This window comes from Amycolatopsis sp. NPDC057786 (assembly GCF_042797905.1).
Lineage (GTDB): Bacteria > Actinomycetota > Actinomycetes > Mycobacteriales > Pseudonocardiaceae > Amycolatopsis.
On the sequence record NZ_JBHVKW010000026.1, the window covers coordinates 59,502 to 75,333 of the forward strand.

The following is a 15,832-nucleotide window of genomic DNA, read 5'->3' on the forward strand; positions in this document are numbered from 1 at the left end:
GTGTTCACGGGGTGAGCGGTTTGCCTGCGAGACTGAGCGCATGCGTGCCGATCGCCTGGTGGCCACCCTCCTGCTGATGCAGGCTCGTGGCCGCGTCACGGCTGCCGAACTGGCCGAGGAACTCGAGATCTCGGTCGCGACCGCCCGGCGTGACCTGGAGGCGTTGTCCGCCGCGGGCGTGCCGGTGTACCCGCAGCCCGGCCGTGGCGGTGGCTGGTCGCTGGTCGGTGGCGCGCGAACCGACCTCAGTGGACTGTCGGCGTCCGAGGCTCAGGCGTTGTTCCTGCTCGCGGGCCCGGCGGCGTCGATCTCGTCCGAGGTCAAATCCGCGCTGCGGAAGCTGGTCCGGGCCCTGCCCGACACCTTCCGCGCCGACGCGCAGGCCGCCGCGGACGCCGTCGTCATCGACCCGTCGCGATGGGGTGAGCGCGAGAAGGAACGGCCTGAACTGCTCACCGTGCTGCAGGCCGGGATCGTCCGGCGCCGCCAAGTCCGGTTCGGCTACGCGAAAAAGGGCGCGGAACCGGTCGAGCGGATCGTGGATCCGTGGGGACTCGTGGACAAGGACGACATCTGGTACCTCATCGCCGGCACCGAGAAGGGCCAGCGCACCTTCCGGGTCGACCGCATGTCCGACGCCGAGGTCAGCGACCTGCCCGCCGGTCGCCCGGACGACTTCGAGCTGTCGAGCGCCTGGGAGCAGGTGGTGGACCGGGTCGAGGAACGTCGTTCCGGGCTGGACGCGACCGTGCTGATCGCCGAACGGCATCTGCCGATCCTCCAGGACCACTTCGGACGGCAGTCCACTGTGGAGGAGACGCTCGACGACGGCCGCGTGCGGGTGACGGTGTCGGCGCCGGTGGCGTGGATGATCGCCCAGCAGCTCGCGGGCTGGGGCTCGATGATCGAAGTGCTGGGGCCGCCGTCGGTCCAGCAGGAACTCGCCCGGATCGGCGCGGAACTGGTCGAGCGTTACGCCACGCCGGCGCGGTAACCCTGCGGGCTGACACCGTGTTCGCGTTTGAAGGCGGTGCTGAGCGCGAACGAACTGCCGTAGCCGACCTGGCGGGCGACCGCGCCGATCGTGACGTCGGGATGCTGGCGCAGGAGATCCGCGGCGAGCGCGATACGCCAGCTCGCGAGGTAGGACATCGGCGGTTCGCCGACCGCGGCGGTGAACCGCCGGGCGAACGCGGCACGGGACACCCCGGTGTCGGCCGCGAGGCTCGCCACGGTCCACGGTTCGGAAGGCTTGTGCTGCAACAGTTTCAGCGCTCGTCCGACGACCGGGTCGCTGTGTGCGCGATACCAGGCCGGCGTGTCGGCGCCGGGCCGGTCGAACCAGGTCCGCAGCGCGGCGACCAGGAGCAGGTCGAGAACCCGGTCCAGGACGGCTTCCTGACCGGGCGTGTCCTTGACGATCTCCCCGGCGAGCAGCGGCACGAGCGGGTTGTCCCAGTCCTCGTCCCGCACGACCAGCAACGACGGCAACGCGTTGAGGAGCCGTTTGCTGATCTCGCCCTCCAGCGGATAGGTGCCGGTGAGCAGGACGACGGGGCCGTCCGGATCGCTGCCCCAGGTGCGGACGCCCAGATCGGAGAGCTCGGTGAGGTGCTGTCCGTCCGGGGTCAGGCATTCCTGTCCCGGCAGGATCATCGCCTGCGGTGGCGTGGCCGGGTCGTCCGCGACGAGATACGGGTCCGGACCGCGCGCGATGGCGATGTCGCCTGTGCCGAGCCGGACCGCGTCCCCGTGATCGGGCACGACCCAGGACTCCCCGCTAACCTGCGCCATCACCGTCAGCGGTGCCTCGTCCTCGATGCGCAGCGACCACGGCGGGGTCATGACCGACTTCAGCAGGAACGCGCCGCGGGCGCGGGGTCCGTCGAGCAGGCCGGCGAGGGGATCCATAGCGAGAAGTGTAGACGATGAAACATGGAAGAGAGCCTTTGAACTATGTCGCGTCTCATTCGGAGGCGTTTGACTAAGGGCATGACAGAGACGAAGAACAACGAGACGGTCCTGGTCCTCGGCGCTACCGGCAAGACGGGGAGCCGGGTGGCGCAGCGCCTGACCGAGCAGGGCGTCGAGGTCCGCAAGGCGTCACGTCCCGGATTCGACTGGAACGACCGGTCGACCTGGACGGCGGCGGTCACCGGGATCAGCGCGGCCTACGTGACGTACTACCCCGACCTCGCCTTCCCCGGTGCCGCCGAAGCGATCCGCGACTTCTCGAAGCTGGCCGTCGAACACGGCGTCCGGAGGCTGGTCCTGCTGTCCGGGCGCGGCGAGGAGGAAGCCGTGGTCAGCGAACAGGGAGTGCGGGACTCCGGTGCCGAGTGGACGGTCGTGCGGGCCAGCTGGTTCGCGCAGAACTTCAGCGAGCACTTCCTGCTGGAACCGGTGCTCGCCGGAGAGATCGTCCTGCCCGCCGGGCAGGTGACCGAGCCGTTCATCGACGTCGAGGACATCGTCGACGTCGTCGTGACGGCACTGACCACCGACGGGCACGACGGCCAGGTCTACGAACTGACCGGGCCCCGGTTGCTGAGTTTCGCGGACGCGGCGGCGGAAATCGGCAGGGCTTCGGGGCGGGAGATCCAGTACGTTCCGGTTTCCGCGGCGGAGTTCGCCGCGGGAGCGGCCGAGCAAGGCGTGCCGGAGGAAGAGATCGAAGGCTTGACCGACCTGTTCTCCCGCGTCCTCGACGGCCGGAACGAATCCCTCACCGGTGACGTCGAGAAGGTGCTGGGCAGGCCGGCGAAAGACTTCTCCGTTTACGCCGCGAAGGCCGCGGCCACCGGGGTCTGGAATCGATAGGGAGGCGACGGCAATGACGACGCTGAGCGAGATCGTCCTGATCGCGGCGGTCATCACGGCGGGGTTGATCGCGGGCTTGTTCTACGCCTACACGTGCTCGGTCATGCCGGGACTGGGCCGGGCCGACGCCCGGACCTATGTGACCGGGATGCGGGAGATCAACATCGCCATCCTCAACGGCTGGTTCGCGATCGGCTTCGGCGGGGCGCCGTTGCTCGCCGCCGTGGCCGCGGCGCTGCACTTCCGGTCGGAACCGCGGTCCGCGCTGCCGTGGCTCATCGTGGGGTTCGTCCTGCTGCTGGTGATGGTGATCGTGACGATGGCGATCAACGTGCCGTTGAACAACGCGCTCGAAGCCGGTTTCGACGGCGACAAAACCGACTTCGAGGCGCTGCGGGCGAAGTTCGAGGGCGTCTGGGAGCGGTGGAACCTGGTCCGGACCTTGGCCGCGATCGGTGGCTTCGGTGCACTGGTGGGCGGGCTGATCGCGCACGTCCGCGCCTGACCGGCTCAGGCGCGGAGGATCTCCAGGAGCTGCGGCGCGAACGCGGCGGCTTCGGCGGCGAAACCACCGTGGTCACCGGGGAAGTAGGTCGGCTCCACCCCGAGACGGCCGGCGGCGAGCACCGCGGCCTCATGTGCGGGCTGCCCGGCCGATTCCTTGCCGACACCGACGACGATCCGGGTCTCCGACGCCTTCAGGGCCGCGTAGTCCGGGGTGAAGTCCCCGATCATCTTCATCAGGTGGACGACGAAGAACTCCATGTTCTTCCGCATCTCCGGCGGGAGAGCGCCCTCGCCCGCCTCGAAACCGGCCTCGGCCATGAACTTCGCCATCGCCGCCTCGATGCCGTGCTCGTGGTGGATGCGCAGCAGCTCGTCGGGATCGACGTCGGGCTGTTCGTCCAGCAGGCTCGTCAGCGGCGGTTCGTGCGCCAGGAGTGTCCGTACCCGGCCGGGATGGCGGGTGACGAGCTCGAAAGCCTGCATGCAGCCGCCGCTGGACGCGAAGATCACCGCGGGTTCGGGGCTCACGCTGTCGAGCAGGCGGAGCGCGTCGTCGGTGTGGACCTCGATCCGCTGCTCCTCGCCGGGATCGTCGAGGGTGCTGCGGGAGATCCCGCGCGGGTCGTAGGTGATCACCGTGTAGTGCTGCGCGAGCAGGCCCGAGATCGGCGCGAACATACCGGAATCGGCCGCGCCACCGGGGATGCACAGCAGCGTCGGGCCGCTGCCGGTGACAGTGTGGTGGAGCCGGGCGCCGGGAACGTCGAGAACGGCCATCGGATGACCCCTTCCTTTCGGGACTTGTCGCCCACCGACGAACGGCGTCGCCGGAGACAGACACCCGGCGTCAGGAGATTTCGGCGAGTTTTCCCGACAGGTAGGCGCGCTCGGCATCGGTACCGGCGAGCGCCAGTGCCTCGCGGTAGGCGCCGGCGGCCTCGTCGAGACGGCCGAGACGCCGCAGCAGGTCCGCGCGGGTCGCGGGAAGCAGGTGGTAGCCCGGAAGACTGCCGGCGAGCTTGTCGACCAGCACGAGCCCGGCTTCGGGACCTTCGGCCATGGCGACGGCGACGGCGCGGTTCAGCTCGACGACCGGCGAGGGCACGAAACGGAGCAGTTCGCCGTAGAGGGCGGCGATCTGGGCCCAGTCGGTCTCGGAGGCATGGGCCGCCGTCGCGTGGCAGGCGGCGATGGCGGCCTGGATCTGGTACTGCCCGGGGACGCCGCGGCGAAGCGCGGACTCCAGCAACTCGGTGCCTTCCGCGATCTCGGCGGTGTTCCATCGGCCGCGGTCCTGGTCTTCGAGCGAGACGAGGCTGCCTTCACCGTCGACCCGCGTGGACCGGCGGGCGTCGTGCAGGAGCACCAGGGCCAGCAGCCCGAGGACCTCCGGTTCGCCGGGCATCAGGTCCGCGAGAAGCCGGGTGAGCCGGATGGCCTCGGCGGACAGGTCGGGCCGGAGCAGATCGGTGCCGGCGCTGGCCGAGTAGCCCTCGTTGAACAGCAGGTACAGCATCCCCAGCACCGCGGCCGTGCGTTCGGGCAGCAGCTCCGCGGGCGGGACCCGGTACGGGATGCCCGCGGTGCGGATCTTCCGTTTCACCCGGACCAGACGCTGCGACATCGTCGCCTCGGAGACGAGGAAGGCGCGGGCGATCTCGGCGGTGGTGAGCCCGGCCAAGGTCCGCAGCGCGAGCGCGACCTGGCCTTCCAGCGGCAGTGCGGGGTGGCAGCAAGTGAAGATCAGCCGGAGCCTGTCGTCGTGGACGCCGCTCTCGTCCCGCTCCGGCTCGGCGGTGACGTTCAGTTCGGCCGCTTCCCGCAGTTTCGCCGCGCCGACCGCCTCCCGCCGGATCCGGTCGGTGGCCCGGTTGCGCGCCGCCGTGGTCAGCCACGCGCCGGGTTTCGCCGGGACGCCGTCGCGGGGCCAGGTGCGCAACGCGAGGGCGAACGCCTCCTGGAGGCATTCCTCCGCCAGGTCCCAGTCGCCGGTGACCCGGATCAGGGTGGCGATCACCTGTCCAGACTCTTCACGGAACGCCCGGGTGATCGCGGCGTCGAGTTCGGTGGTCACCGGAGCAGCCCTTCCAGGAGCGGGACGGTCTTCTCCGGCGGCGGGTACGCGGTGACCTCGTCGCGCAACCGCGCGGCCACCTCCCGGTAGGACGGTTCCCTCAGCACCGTGGTCACGGCGTCGCGCATGTCCTGCGGTGTGGCTTCGATGACGTCGAGGACGGTGCCGAGCCCGAGATCGGTGACCCGGTCACCGTTGTGGGGCTGGTCGGCGCCCATCGGCAGCAGCACCATCGGCAGCCCGTGGGCGATCGCACCCAGCAGGCTGCCCGAACCGCCGTGGGTGAGGGCCGCGTCGCAGTACGGGAGGACGTCGTCCTGCGGCAGGTATCTGGTGAGGTGGATGTGCTCCGGTTGAGGGCCGAACTCGGCGGGGTCGATGAGGTTCCCGACGGTCACCACACAGGTCGCGTCCACCTCCCGCAGGCCGGCCAGCGCCCGGGCGAACAGGTCGCCGGATTCGGTGTTGAAGATCGTGCCAAGGGTGAAATAGACCGTCGGGCGGCCCTCGACGTACCAGTCCGGCACCGGCCCACGACCGGGAACGGGATCGTGGAACGGCTGTGCGGTCGGCGGCAGCGGGAACCGTGGATCGCGGAGACTCGCGGGGAACGGTGAGAGCACGAGATGCCGGTAGGCCATTTCGAGGTTCCGCTGCGGGGGAAGCCCGTGGGTGGCACGGACCTCGTTGAGCGCGTCGTCGACCAGTTCGGGACGGATGAGGACACCCGCCGCCATGACCAGGACGGTCGCGTGGGGGAGATCGAGCCGTTCGGCCGCGATCATCGCGCCGTGATCGGCTTCGTCGCAGACGAGCAGATCGGGCGTCCAGTCTTCGCAGAGCGCCAAGACGTCCTTCGCGCGCAAGGGTGCGGTGCGACGGACGAACCCGTCACGGAAGTCGGCGTCCTCGCGGTCCCTGTCGACGGGGAGCAACGGGCGACGGCGGCCGTCACTGCCGAGATTCGGCCCCGACGGGAACGCGGCGAATCCGGTCGCCTCGACGATCGGGACCATGAACGGCTCACCGGTGAACGCGATCGTGTGGCCCGCGTCGGCAAGCGCGTGGGCGAGGGGGAGCAGCGGCCGGAAGTGGCCGTTGCCGCCGGCGAAGGTGAACAGGACACGCATGCGATCGACCCTATCGGCGGTCCCACCGGCGTTGCCTCGCCTTTCGTGCGGGCGGGCGACGCTACCCTGCTGCGGTGATCGATACGGACGCCGACGAGGTCCGGCTGTGCGCGCTGGAAGGCTGCGAGAATCCCTTGCCCCCGCCCGCGGTGGACGCCGACGGGAAACGCAAGGGCGGCAGGCCTTCGGCCTACTGCAGCAAGACACACGCCGACGCCGCGTCGCGCGCCCGGCGGGCGGCCGCCGTGGCGAGCGTGGCCGATCCGCTGCTGGAGGTCCGCCGGATCGCCGACGAGTTCACCCCGGCCGCGGCGTCGCTCGTGGAACTGCTGGACGCCATGCGCTCGCGCTTCGACAACGCCGCCGAGGCGGCTCTCGGCAGGGTCACCGAAGCCGAAACGGACGCGGCCGCGGCCCGGCGTGAGGCCGAGGACGCGCAGCAGGCGGCGGCGAAGGCCGACACCGCGCGCGCGACCGCGTTGGCCGCGTCCCGCGACGACAAGATGGCCAAGGCCAAAGCGGAACGCGCCGCCGAACAGGCCCTGAAGGACGCGGAGGAGACCCGGCAGCGTTCGTGGGCCGAAGTCGCCGCCCACGAACGTGCCAGGGGCGCAGCGGAAGCCGCGACCGTGGCGGCCGAACGAGCCCGCGACGCCTTGGTCACCGACCTGCGGACGCTGCGCGAAGACTTCGCGGCCGTCCGGGAGGAGAAGACCCGGCTCGCGGCGGAGCTGGGCGAGCGCGACACGGCGCTGGCCCGCGCCGTCGCGGAACTCGAAGCGCTGCTGGACCGGCTCGACGAGGCGAAGGCCAGGGCGACGGTGTCCGAAAAGGACTGTGCCGCCGCGCGGGCGGAATCGGCCGCTCTGCGTGGGGATCTGGACCGGGTCCGAGCCGAACTCGCTCAGGAGCACACGGCCAGGAGCCTCGCCGAAGCCCGGGCGACGACGCTGGCCGAAGAACTGGAGCGCGCGCAGGTCCGTGCCGTCGCGGATCAGGCGCGGTACGACGACGTCGTCCGGCAGCTGGCCGAGCTCGCCCGCCCTCCGGTCGTCGAAGAATCGCCCAAATCGCCTGTGGAGGCCCCCGAGCTCAAGTAGAGTCCAGCGGCTGTGAGCGGGTACGAGGTCGAGATCGGTCAGCTGCGGAACGCGGCCAAGGCGGCGGGGTCCGCCGCGGACCAGGCCAGGGCCGTGGAACCGGGCAATGGCCTGGAAGCGATAGCGACGGCGCTGCCCGGCGGTGAGGCCGCGAAGAAGGCGCCCACGCTGGCGTCGACGTTCACCGAGCGCGCGAAGGGGTGGGCCGGCGAGATCGACGGCTGGAGCGACTCGATCACGAAGGCCGCGAACACCTACTCCGAAAACGAGAACTCCGCGAAGGAGGCTTTCGGAGGATGACGATCGGCTATGACGACGTCCGCAAATGGGATGCCGAGGCGCTCGACACGGCGGCCACCAACCTGGCCGGGCGGCGGGACAAGCTCATCGGGTTGCAGGACGAACTCGACGACGCCCGGAAACTGCCCGACTGGCGTGGCCCGGCCGGTGAGAACGCGCGCAGTTCGCTGGGTGACACGCGGAACAAGGCCGAGGTGCTGGTCGCGGAACTGTCCGCCGTCGAAACCGCCCTGCAGAACGCGTCGGACGAGGTGACCGCCCTCAAGAGCAGGGTCGCCAACAACGACTCCCTCGCCCACACCTACCAGTTCCGCATCGCCGCAGACGGGGCGCTCGTGGACGACAAGCCCGCCGACCCGCCCCCGAAATCGCGGTTCGAGGCCGAAGAGTACGCCGAGTCCCGGCGGCACCGCGAAACCATCAAGAAGCAGCTGGAGCAGGAGACCAAGGCGATCCTCACGGCGGCGAACAACATCGACGTCGCCCTCGCCCGCGTGATGCAACTCGCGCAGGACGGCAAGGTCAGTGACGACGGCGCGACCACCCTCGCGGGAGCCAAGAAGAGCGGGGAGATCGACGCCAAGGTGATCGAGATGGAGCAGTCCCTGCGCGAGGCGGGGCTGCTGACCGGGCCACCCGCGTCCGGGCACTACCGGCAGTGGCTCGAGAACGCCGTACGCCGGGGCGTATCGATCGACACCATCAAGAAGATCGCCGACGAACACGACATCACACCGGAGGACTTCAAGGTCCTCGACGGTATGGAGGAGATCCGCGAGGACGAGGACGGCGACGGGACCTTCAAGTCGTACTTCCTGATGCCGACCGACATCAGCGGGGACGACGCCGCCAAGGCGGTCCGGATGACCTACATCCTGAACGCGGGCACCGACTACGGGACCGAAGGCGAGAAGACCGACTTCGCACCGACCCCGTACGGATCCGAGGAACTGCGGCGGATCACCGACCGGCAACGGGAGAACTCCTGGAGCTACGACGACGACGTCGGCTTCGTGCACGGCAACGGCGGGCGGCTGGTGACCACCCCGAACGGGATGATGATGGGCCTCGGCGGGAACCTCATCCAGGACCAGTTCAGCCAGCAGGGCGGAACCGCATGGGGCGACACGTTCATGCTGAACATCGACGACGCGAAGGATCCGGCGCAGCAGCTCCGGGAGGTCGTGAAGTCGGGCCACGCCTGGTACGAGGACGACAACGGCGCGTCTCAGGGTTCGCTCGACCTGGACCGGTTGCTGCACCACGAGGAGCGCCACTCCCAGCAATGGGCGCGCGAAGGCTACGCCGGCTTCCTCGCCTCCTACGCGTGGGAGCAGGTGACCGGCGGCAACGAAACCGAGGAAGACGCGGGACTGTCCGATGGCGGATATCACTAGGGGCTCGCGCGTCGTCTGCGCCGCCTTGCTCGTGGTGGCGGTGACCGCGGCGTGCGACACCAAGGCGCAGTTCGCGCCGTCGCTGCCCCCGGAGGCCGGGTTCCGGGTCGACGACGGTGTCCTGAAACTGTGGACGGGCACCCCGTGCGAGGGCGTTACCGGCCTGAGGCTGACGTTCGACTCCGGCACCCAGGCGAGCACCGAACAGGTCTGGTCCGCGCCCCAGCCGGGGGTGCGGGTCGAGCGCCTTGACCTGCTCGGGGTGTCCTTTCCGGACACCGAGAGCCCGCTCCAGGTACGGACACCGCTGCCCGCGGGGTACGACTGGACCAAGGCGGGTTCGATCAGTGTCGCTGTCGACGGCCCGAAAGCGAACGGCGCCAAGGCCGACGTCGCCCAGGTGCTGCGGGAATCGGCCCAGCATCCGGCCGGGACCTACCTGTTCGGCCGGAGCGGCTGGCTCGACGCGGCGGGCGTCGAGCGGGAGAACCGGAAGTCGTTCCTGACCGTCTGCACTCCCGACCCGAAGTGACCGATATGGAGAGCACATCGCGGACGGTGTTACGGCGCGTCGTGCTCGGCGCGTTCGTCTGCGTCGCCGCGGTGATCGTGCTGCTCGTCGCCCGCGTGGTGCTCAGCGCGACCGGCTTGTCCTTCGATCCGCACGGCTACGGGATGTTCGGGGGAATCCTGTTCACGGCGGTCCTGACGCCGGTCGCGCTGGCGCTGTGGCTGGTCTACCGCTCACTGCGGCGACACGGCAAGTGACGGCTGCTCGGCGAGTGTCCACAAGGGACACTTTCGCAGGTGGTATGCCTGGTTGGTGGCCCTATGCGCGGGTTCGCGCCGGGTCGTACGTGTCGCGAAAGCCACTTTCGCGACGTGAGCGCCAGTGGTCAGTCGGGGCCGAAGGCTCCGTTCACCGCATTAGACGCGGCGAAGGGAGCCTTCACCCCACCACCGACCACGACACCGCTCACGAGGGAAGTTCGGCCCCCGATGTACCGGAATCGCCGTTCACCAGCTGCTCGACGCCGTCCAGGATCCGCGCCAGCCCGAACCGGAAGGTGTGCAGCGGCGCGCTCGCCGCACCGTGCGTCTCCCCGGCCGCCTGCCCGACCCGCGCCGCGAGCGGGAACAGCCCGGCGTCGGCCTCGGGAATCTCCGCGAGCACGGGCGCGCTGGCCGTCCACCACTCCATGTCGGTCAGCCCGGATCGCCGCACGAGACTCGCCGATTCGACCGAACCGCGGGCGATGCCCTGGACGAATCCGTTGACCATGGCGACCACGGCGTCCATTTCCAGGTCGGTGAGCCCGATCGCGTCGACGGCCCTCAGCTCGCGTTCGTGTTTGGCGAAGGTGTGCGGGCCGAGGGGCAGACGGCCGGTGGTGAGCTGGAGCATCCACGGGTGCCGGTGGTACATCTCCCACGCGTCCTCGGCGAGGATCGTCATCGTGACCCGCCAGTCGTGGCTCTCGGGCGGATCGGTCAGTTCGCCGTGGACCCGGTCGATCATCAGGTCGAGCAGTTCGGCTCGACCCGGGATGTAGGTGTAGATCGTCATGGGGGAGACGCCGAGCTTCTCCGCGCCCCGGCGAACCGACAACGCGGTGATGCCCTCGGCGTCGGCCAGCTCGATCGAGGCGGTGATGATCTCCTCGACGGTCAACTTCGGTTTGGGGCCGCGTCGGGGTTTCTCGCGCACACCCCAGAGCAGTTCGATGGTCCGCCGTGGATCGCCCGTGCCGGTGTGGTCCGCGTCTGTCATCACGTTCTCTCTACGGTGTACAGAGTTGTGTTATTCTGAACTGTACACCGTACAGAGATTGGGGTCGAGTGGCGTCTCACGACGGTTTCGGCAGTGTCGTTTTCGAACCGAAGAATCCCCCTCGGACCAGCGGATTCGTCTTCTGGAACGCCGAGGGCAACACGCCGGGGACCGGGGAGGTGACAGTCGCCCTCCCCGAGGTCGCCACGGTGCCGTGCCTGCGGCTCCCGATGGCCGAGGCGCTCCCCGCGCTGCTGCGGCTTCGTGAGAGCGACGATCCCTCCGCGCGGTTCTGGAGCACCGCGGCCGCGGCAGCGCTGAAGCTCGCCGAGGCGGGCAGGTTGCTGCCGGGCCTGACGGAGTCCGATGTGGACGCGTGGCGCGCGGGGCCGCTGGAACCGGCCGACGCTGCTTGGCTGCGCGAGCTGTCCGAAGCGATGCCGGCGCGGGCACGAGCGATCCCCGGCGAGGGGAACCTGCTCCCCGCGCGGTATCCGTTGCTGCGCGCGTTCCTCGATGCGGTGGCCGACACGCTTCCCCGTACGCCCGCGGCCGCGCAGGCGGCCGGTGTCAAGGCGTTCGCCGCCGCGCCCGCGCATCGTCTCCCGCAGCTGCGGGACTGGGCGGCCGAGGTCGCGGCGGGGCTGGATTCGGGTGTCCGGGTCTCGGTGCGGATCGAGGCGCCGGGAGACGACTTCACGAGCGGCCGGTTCAGCGGGGTCGTCCAGGTGCACAGCCTCGCCGACCCCGGCGTCCTGATCGACGCCGCCGCGCTCTGGTCGGGTGACGACCGGTTCGGCCCGCGAGCGCGGATCGACGTCATGCTGGCCCTGCGCCGCGCGGCCCAGCTGTGGCCACCGCTGGAACCCCTGCTCAGCGCCGCGGTACCCGACGAGGTCGGGCTCGGCGACGCCGACATCACCGAACTGCTCACCACGGCGGCGCCCCTGCTGGCCACGGCGGGTATCGACGTGCACTGGCCCGCAGATCTCGTCCGAGACCTGAGCGCGAAGGCCGTCGTCGGCGGAGGTGCGGCGCCGCCCGCCGATCTTCCGTCGTTCTTCGCCGGGGGTTCCCTGCTGCAGTTCGACTGGCAGCTCGCGCTCGGCGGCGCACCGCTCACCGCGGACGAGATGGACGCGCTGGCCGAGGCGCACCGCCCCGTCGTGCGGTTGCGTGATCAGTGGGTGCTCGTCGACCCGGCCCTGGCGGCGAAGGCGCGGGATCGCGCGCTGAAACCGCTCACGCCGATCGACGCGCTCGGCGCCGCGCTGAGCGGGACCGCCGAGGTCGACGGTGAACGCGTCGACGTCCTCGCCGACGGCTGGCTCGCCGCGTTGCGGGAACGACTGCTGGCACCGCCGGAGCCGCAGGCGCCGCCGCGCGGGCTGGCCGCGACCCTGCGTGACTACCAGATGCGCGGCCTGCAGTGGCTCACCGCCATGACCTCGATCGGGCTCGGCGGCTGCCTCGCCGACGACATGGGTCTCGGCAAGACGATCACGCTGATCTCGCTGCACCTGCATCGTGCGGACGGCCCCACGCTGGTCGTCTGCCCGGCTTCACTGCTGGGGAACTGGGAACGCGAGATCACCCGGTTCGCCCCCGGTGTCCCGGTGCGCCGGTTCCACGGCACCGAACGCTCGCTCGACGATCTCGACGGCGGCTTCGTGCTCACGACCTACGGCACCCTGCGCGCCGACCCGGAACCGCTGGGGAGTGTCCACTGGGGACTGCTGGTCGCCGACGAGGCCCAGCACGTCAAGAACCACCGCTCCGGCACGGCGAAGGCGTTGCGGACGCTGAAGTCGTCGGCGAGGGTGGCGCTGACGGGTACCCCGGTGGAGAACAACCTCGCCGAATTGTGGGCGATCCTGGACTGGACGACACCGGGGTTGCTCGGCACCATGGCCGATTTCCGCCGGGTGTGGGCGAAACCGGTCGAGTCCGGGAAGGATCCCGAAGCCGCGGAGCGCCTGTCCCGGCTGGTCCGCCCGTTCCTGTTGCGCCGCCGCAAATCCGATCCGGGGATCGCGCCGGAGCTGCCGCCCAAGACCGAGACCGACCGGCCGGTGACGCTCACCGCCGAGCAGGCCGCCCTGTACGAGGCGACGGTGCGTGAACTGATGGCCGAGATCTCCGGGAGCGAGGGCATCGCGCGCCGGGGCCGGATCGTCAAGCTGCTCACCGGGCTCAAGCAGATCTGCAACCATCCCGCGCAGTACCTCAAGGAGCCGTCGGAAGCGGTGCTGGACGGGCGGTCGGGCAAGCTCGAACTGCTCGACGAACTCCTGGGCACCATCCTCGCCGAGGACGGATCGGTGCTGGTGTTCACCCAGTACGTGGCCATGGCGCGGCTGCTGGAACGGCATCTCGCGCAGCGCGGGATCGGCACGCAGCTGCTGCACGGCGGCACCCCGGTGCCCAAACGCGAAGAGCTCGTGCGCCGGTTCCAGGCCGGTGAGGTGCCGGTGTTCCTGTTGTCGCTCAAGGCGGCGGGGACCGGGCTCAACCTGACCCGCGCCGATCACGTCGTGCACTACGACCGCTGGTGGAACCCCGCGGTGGAGGACCAGGCGACCGATCGCGCGTACCGGATCGGGCAGACCAGGCCGGTGCAAGTGCACCGGCTCATCGCCGAGGGCACGGTCGAGGACCGGATCGCGGCGATGCTGCGGGAGAAACGCGCGCTCGCCGACGCGGTGCTCGCCGGCGGCGAGGCCGCGCTGACCGAACTGACCGACGCCGAGCTGGCCGATCTGGTCGAGTTGAGGAGCCGCCGATGAGCACGCCAGACGACCGCGTCCGCGGTTTCCCCGCTTTCGGCGCCCAAGGCGGACGCGGCCAGTTCGCCCGCTCGTGGTGGGGCCGCGCGTGGATCAGCGCGATGGAGGACACCGCGCTGGATCTTCGTCAGCTCAAACAGGGCCGCAAGTACGCCGCGGCGGGCCGGGTCGGTCCGATCACGGTCAGCCCTGGGCGGATCGCCGCCGTGGTCGACGACCAGGAGGGCCAGTACCGCACCGAGGTCCGTCTCGCGGAGCTGACCGGTGACGAGTGGGACCGGTTCCTCGACCGGGTCGCCTCGCGTGCCGGGCATCTCGCCGCGTTGCTGGACCGGGACATGCCGCACGATCTTGTTGAAGCCGCCGACGACGCCGGAGTGCATCTGCTGCCCGGGATCGGCGACCTCGACCCGGACTGCGACTGCCCCGGCTGGGAGCTGCCGTGCCGTCACGCGGCGGCGCTGTCGTTCCAGGCCTCGTGGCTGCTGGACGCGGATCCGTTCGTGCTGCTGCTGATGCGCGGCAAGGGGGAGCGGGAGCTGCTCGACGAATTGCAGCGGCGCAACGCGCCTCGGTTCGTGCGCACCGGGGACGACGAAGTCCCGCCCGAGCGCGCGTACGCCGACGAGCCGGGCCCGTTGCCGGATCTCGCCGGATTCGCTCCCACTGGAGGCCCGATCGTGCCGGGCGCGCCCGGCATCCCGGCCGAGACCTTCGCCTTGCTGGTCGCCAACGCGAGCCAGATGGCCGGCGCGCTGCTCGCGTCGCAGCCGAAGCTCACCCGTAAGCAGGACGCCGTCCGACTGGCCGCCACCCGTCCGGAGGTCGCCGACAGGCTGCGCCCGGCCGAGAGCGGTGAGGACTTCGACCGCGCGGTGCTCGCCTGGCGGCACGGTGGCCGCACTGGTCTCGACGTCCTGGAGACCACGTGGACCCCGCCGCCGCAGGCGATGGGCCGGGCACGGGCGGCGTTCGCCGAGGTGGTGGACGACCCCGGCCACGGGTTGGACGTCGAACGCAACCAGTGCACCGTCCACGGAACCGGCGTGCAGGTGCGGCTGGGCAAGGACGGGCTCTGGTACCCGTACCGGGATCAGTGGCCTGCCGGCCCGCCCGAAGCCGATCCCGGTGTGCTGTTCGCCGCCTTGCTCGGCTGATCCCACTGCCGTCCTCGCCGCAGCTGATCCAGGTGCGGCGAGGACAGGTGGAGGATCTGGTAGCGAATCTCGTCCGACTCCGGTGCCTGTCCGGTCCACAGGCTGTAGCGGACGACCTGCCACGACCGGGGGTCGACGGCCAGCGCACCAGAATGCGCGCCGTCCTGGCGGAGGTGCTCGCGAAGCCCGTCGAGTGCTTCGCCGAGGAAGGCGACCGGGTCGGTCTCGTCGGGGATCCGCACGACGTGCTTTCCCGCCGCGACCGGGGCCGAGCCGAAAGCGGGCCCCTCCTCGAACCCGAGCACGGTCCAGTGCTGCACGGCGGGACGCCCGAAGGATTCGACGATGCCGCTGAACGGGCCGCCGAACAGGAAGGCGTTCATCCCTGCCTCGTCGTGCCACAGGTAGAAGGGCGAGTACTGGTTCAGCGTCGAGCCGCCGACGCCGCGCTCGCGGAGCCCGTAGACCTTCAGCCCCAGACCGCCGAAGTCGTCGAGCAGGTGCCCGCGCGTGGCGACGCGCTCGCGGATGATGCCCATGTCGTAGTCGGCGGGGAGGGTGATCTCGTACTGCATCGCATGCATGCCGTACATACTAGTAGGTACAGGATTGGCCCACTAGGCGCTGTCCTGCAAATCCGCGCTTTCCTCAAGTGTCCACAAAGGGGTCGTGAGTGGTAAAGACGGTTAGAACCATTCTTCAGTCTCATGAGAGTTGTCGTACTGTGTGTCTCACTTGATGTGTCGCTTGATCGCGCTATGACTTTGTGTCGTGGCGAGGAAGCAGGCGA

The 15,832-nt window shown here is 70.1% G+C and carries 16 protein-coding genes; 10 read left to right on the plus strand and 6 right to left on the minus strand.

The window, feature by feature from the left end; all coding sequences use genetic code 11:
* Positions 1 to 40: 40 nt before the first annotated feature.
* Positions 41 to 994: a helix-turn-helix transcriptional regulator gene (locus ACFVM3_RS16705; protein WP_378439571.1), complete on the plus strand. Its 954-nt coding sequence runs from the start codon at positions 41 to 43 to the stop codon at positions 992 to 994.
* Here ACFVM3_RS16705 and ACFVM3_RS16710 read toward each other — a convergent pair.
* The gene (locus tag ACFVM3_RS16710; protein ID WP_378439573.1) at positions 973 to 1,911 is read right to left on the minus strand and encodes an AraC family transcriptional regulator; all 939 of its coding nucleotides are present in this window, start codon (positions 1,909 to 1,911) and stop codon (positions 973 to 975) included. The two genes, ACFVM3_RS16705 and ACFVM3_RS16710, sit on opposite strands and share 22 nt — an antisense overlap.
* Before the next feature lie 81 nt (positions 1,912 to 1,992).
* On the opposite strand from ACFVM3_RS16710, the gene ACFVM3_RS16715 reads away from it, so the two are divergent.
* Together ACFVM3_RS16715 and ACFVM3_RS16720 are read left to right on the plus strand one after the other, a co-directional pair.
* Complete coding sequence (locus ACFVM3_RS16715; RefSeq protein WP_378439575.1) at positions 1,993 to 2,820, plus strand: NmrA family transcriptional regulator; 828 nt, start codon at positions 1,993 to 1,995, stop codon at positions 2,818 to 2,820.
* Between the two features lie 13 nt (positions 2,821 to 2,833).
* Positions 2,834 to 3,325: a DUF1772 domain-containing protein gene (locus tag ACFVM3_RS16720; protein WP_378439576.1), complete on the plus strand. Its 492-nt coding sequence runs from the start codon at positions 2,834 to 2,836 to the stop codon at positions 3,323 to 3,325.
* 5 nt (positions 3,326 to 3,330) lie between these two features.
* On the opposite strand, the gene ACFVM3_RS16725 is transcribed toward ACFVM3_RS16720, so the two are convergent.
* The 3 genes from ACFVM3_RS16725 to ACFVM3_RS16735 all read right to left on the minus strand — a co-directional run bounded on the left by ACFVM3_RS16725 (position 3,331) and on the right by ACFVM3_RS16735 (position 6,531).
* Positions 3,331 to 4,104 carry an alpha/beta fold hydrolase gene (locus ACFVM3_RS16725; protein WP_378439578.1) on the minus strand — a complete coding sequence of 258 codons (774 nt, stop codon included), beginning with the start codon at positions 4,102 to 4,104 and terminating at the stop codon, positions 3,331 to 3,333.
* A 70-nt stretch (positions 4,105 to 4,174) separates the two neighbouring features.
* Positions 4,175 to 5,401, minus strand: coding sequence for an RNA polymerase sigma factor (locus ACFVM3_RS16730; protein ID WP_378439580.1), 1,227 nt, complete (start codon positions 5,399 to 5,401; stop codon positions 4,175 to 4,177).
* Complete coding sequence (locus ACFVM3_RS16735) at positions 5,398 to 6,531, minus strand: glycosyltransferase (RefSeq protein WP_378439582.1); 1,134 nt, start codon at positions 6,529 to 6,531, stop codon at positions 5,398 to 5,400. Before ACFVM3_RS16735 ends, ACFVM3_RS16730 begins: the two co-directional genes overlap by 4 nt.
* 74 nt (positions 6,532 to 6,605) lie before the next feature.
* On the opposite strand from ACFVM3_RS16735, the gene ACFVM3_RS16740 reads away from it, so the two are divergent.
* From ACFVM3_RS16740 to ACFVM3_RS16760, 5 genes are read left to right on the plus strand one after another with little or no spacing between them, the layout of a single operon-like run.
* Positions 6,606 to 7,631: a hypothetical protein gene (locus ACFVM3_RS16740; protein ID WP_378439584.1), complete on the plus strand. Its 1,026-nt coding sequence runs from the start codon at positions 6,606 to 6,608 to the stop codon at positions 7,629 to 7,631.
* Positions 7,632 to 7,643: 12 nt separating this feature from the next.
* Complete coding sequence (locus ACFVM3_RS16745; RefSeq protein WP_378439586.1) at positions 7,644 to 7,931, plus strand: hypothetical protein; 288 nt, start codon at positions 7,644 to 7,646, stop codon at positions 7,929 to 7,931.
* Positions 7,928 to 9,328 (plus strand): hypothetical protein, encoded by a 1,401-nt coding sequence (locus ACFVM3_RS16750; RefSeq protein WP_378439587.1) that lies wholly within the window; start codon positions 7,928 to 7,930, stop codon positions 9,326 to 9,328. Before ACFVM3_RS16745 ends, ACFVM3_RS16750 begins: the two co-directional genes overlap by 4 nt.
* Entirely contained in the window at positions 9,312 to 9,860 is a 549-nt protein-coding gene (locus tag ACFVM3_RS16755; RefSeq protein WP_378439589.1) for a hypothetical protein, read from the plus strand. The genes ACFVM3_RS16750 and ACFVM3_RS16755 overlap by 17 nt, the downstream gene beginning before the upstream one ends.
* 5 nt (positions 9,861 to 9,865) lie before the next feature.
* Positions 9,866 to 10,096, plus strand: coding sequence for a hypothetical protein (locus tag ACFVM3_RS16760; protein WP_378439591.1), 231 nt, complete (start codon positions 9,866 to 9,868; stop codon positions 10,094 to 10,096).
* Between the two features lie 208 nt (positions 10,097 to 10,304).
* Here the strand turns inward: ACFVM3_RS16760 and ACFVM3_RS16765 are convergent, their stop codons facing one another.
* A complete protein-coding gene (locus ACFVM3_RS16765; RefSeq protein ID WP_378439593.1) occupies positions 10,305 to 11,099 on the minus strand; it encodes a TetR/AcrR family transcriptional regulator in 795 nt (264 codons plus the stop codon).
* Positions 11,100 to 11,167: 68 nt separating this feature from the next.
* Here ACFVM3_RS16765 and ACFVM3_RS16770 point away from each other — a divergent pair, with 68 nt between their 5' ends.
* Positions 11,168 to 13,885: a DEAD/DEAH box helicase gene (locus ACFVM3_RS16770; RefSeq protein ID WP_378439594.1), complete on the plus strand. Its 2,718-nt coding sequence runs from the start codon at positions 11,168 to 11,170 to the stop codon at positions 13,883 to 13,885.
* On the plus strand, positions 13,882 to 15,042 hold the full coding sequence (locus ACFVM3_RS16775; RefSeq protein ID WP_378439596.1) for an SWIM zinc finger family protein: 1,161 nt from the start codon (positions 13,882 to 13,884) through the stop codon (positions 15,040 to 15,042). The genes ACFVM3_RS16770 and ACFVM3_RS16775 overlap by 4 nt, the downstream gene beginning before the upstream one ends.
* Here the strand turns inward: ACFVM3_RS16775 and ACFVM3_RS16780 are convergent.
* Positions 14,979 to 15,626 carry a DUF4865 family protein gene (locus tag ACFVM3_RS16780; protein ID WP_378439598.1) on the minus strand — a complete coding sequence of 216 codons (648 nt, stop codon included), beginning with the start codon at positions 15,624 to 15,626 and terminating at the stop codon, positions 14,979 to 14,981. The genes ACFVM3_RS16775 and ACFVM3_RS16780 overlap by 64 nt on opposite strands.
* Positions 15,627 to 15,832 lie beyond the last annotated feature (206 nt).

Bases quoted from the DNA above. Each gene is read 5' to 3' on its own strand.
- ACFVM3_RS16780 (WP_378439598.1), bottom strand. From the start codon at position 15,626: ATGCATGCGATGCAGTACGAGATCACCCTCCCCGCCGACTACGACATG.
- ACFVM3_RS16755 (WP_378439589.1), top strand. From the start codon at position 9,312: ATGGCGGATATCACTAGGGGCTCGCGCGTCGTCTGCGCCGCCTTGCTC.
- ACFVM3_RS16710 (WP_378439573.1), bottom strand. From the start codon at position 1,911: ATGGATCCCCTCGCCGGCCTGCTCGACGGACCCCGCGCCCGCGGCGCG.
- ACFVM3_RS16705 (WP_378439571.1), top strand. From the start codon at position 41: ATGCGTGCCGATCGCCTGGTGGCCACCCTCCTGCTGATGCAGGCTCGT.
- ACFVM3_RS16720 (WP_378439576.1), top strand. From the start codon at position 2,834: ATGACGACGCTGAGCGAGATCGTCCTGATCGCGGCGGTCATCACGGCG.
- ACFVM3_RS16765 (WP_378439593.1), bottom strand. From the start codon at position 11,099: ATGACAGACGCGGACCACACCGGCACGGGCGATCCACGGCGGACCATC.
- ACFVM3_RS16775 (WP_378439596.1), top strand. From the start codon at position 13,882: ATGAGCACGCCAGACGACCGCGTCCGCGGTTTCCCCGCTTTCGGCGCC.
- ACFVM3_RS16735 (WP_378439582.1), bottom strand. From the start codon at position 6,531: ATGCGTGTCCTGTTCACCTTCGCCGGCGGCAACGGCCACTTCCGGCCG.
- ACFVM3_RS16725 (WP_378439578.1), bottom strand. From the start codon at position 4,104: ATGGCCGTTCTCGACGTTCCCGGCGCCCGGCTCCACCACACTGTCACC.
- ACFVM3_RS16715 (WP_378439575.1), top strand. From the start codon at position 1,993: ATGACAGAGACGAAGAACAACGAGACGGTCCTGGTCCTCGGCGCTACC.
- ACFVM3_RS16760 (WP_378439591.1), top strand. From the start codon at position 9,866: ATGGAGAGCACATCGCGGACGGTGTTACGGCGCGTCGTGCTCGGCGCG.
- ACFVM3_RS16750 (WP_378439587.1), top strand. From the start codon at position 7,928: ATGACGATCGGCTATGACGACGTCCGCAAATGGGATGCCGAGGCGCTC.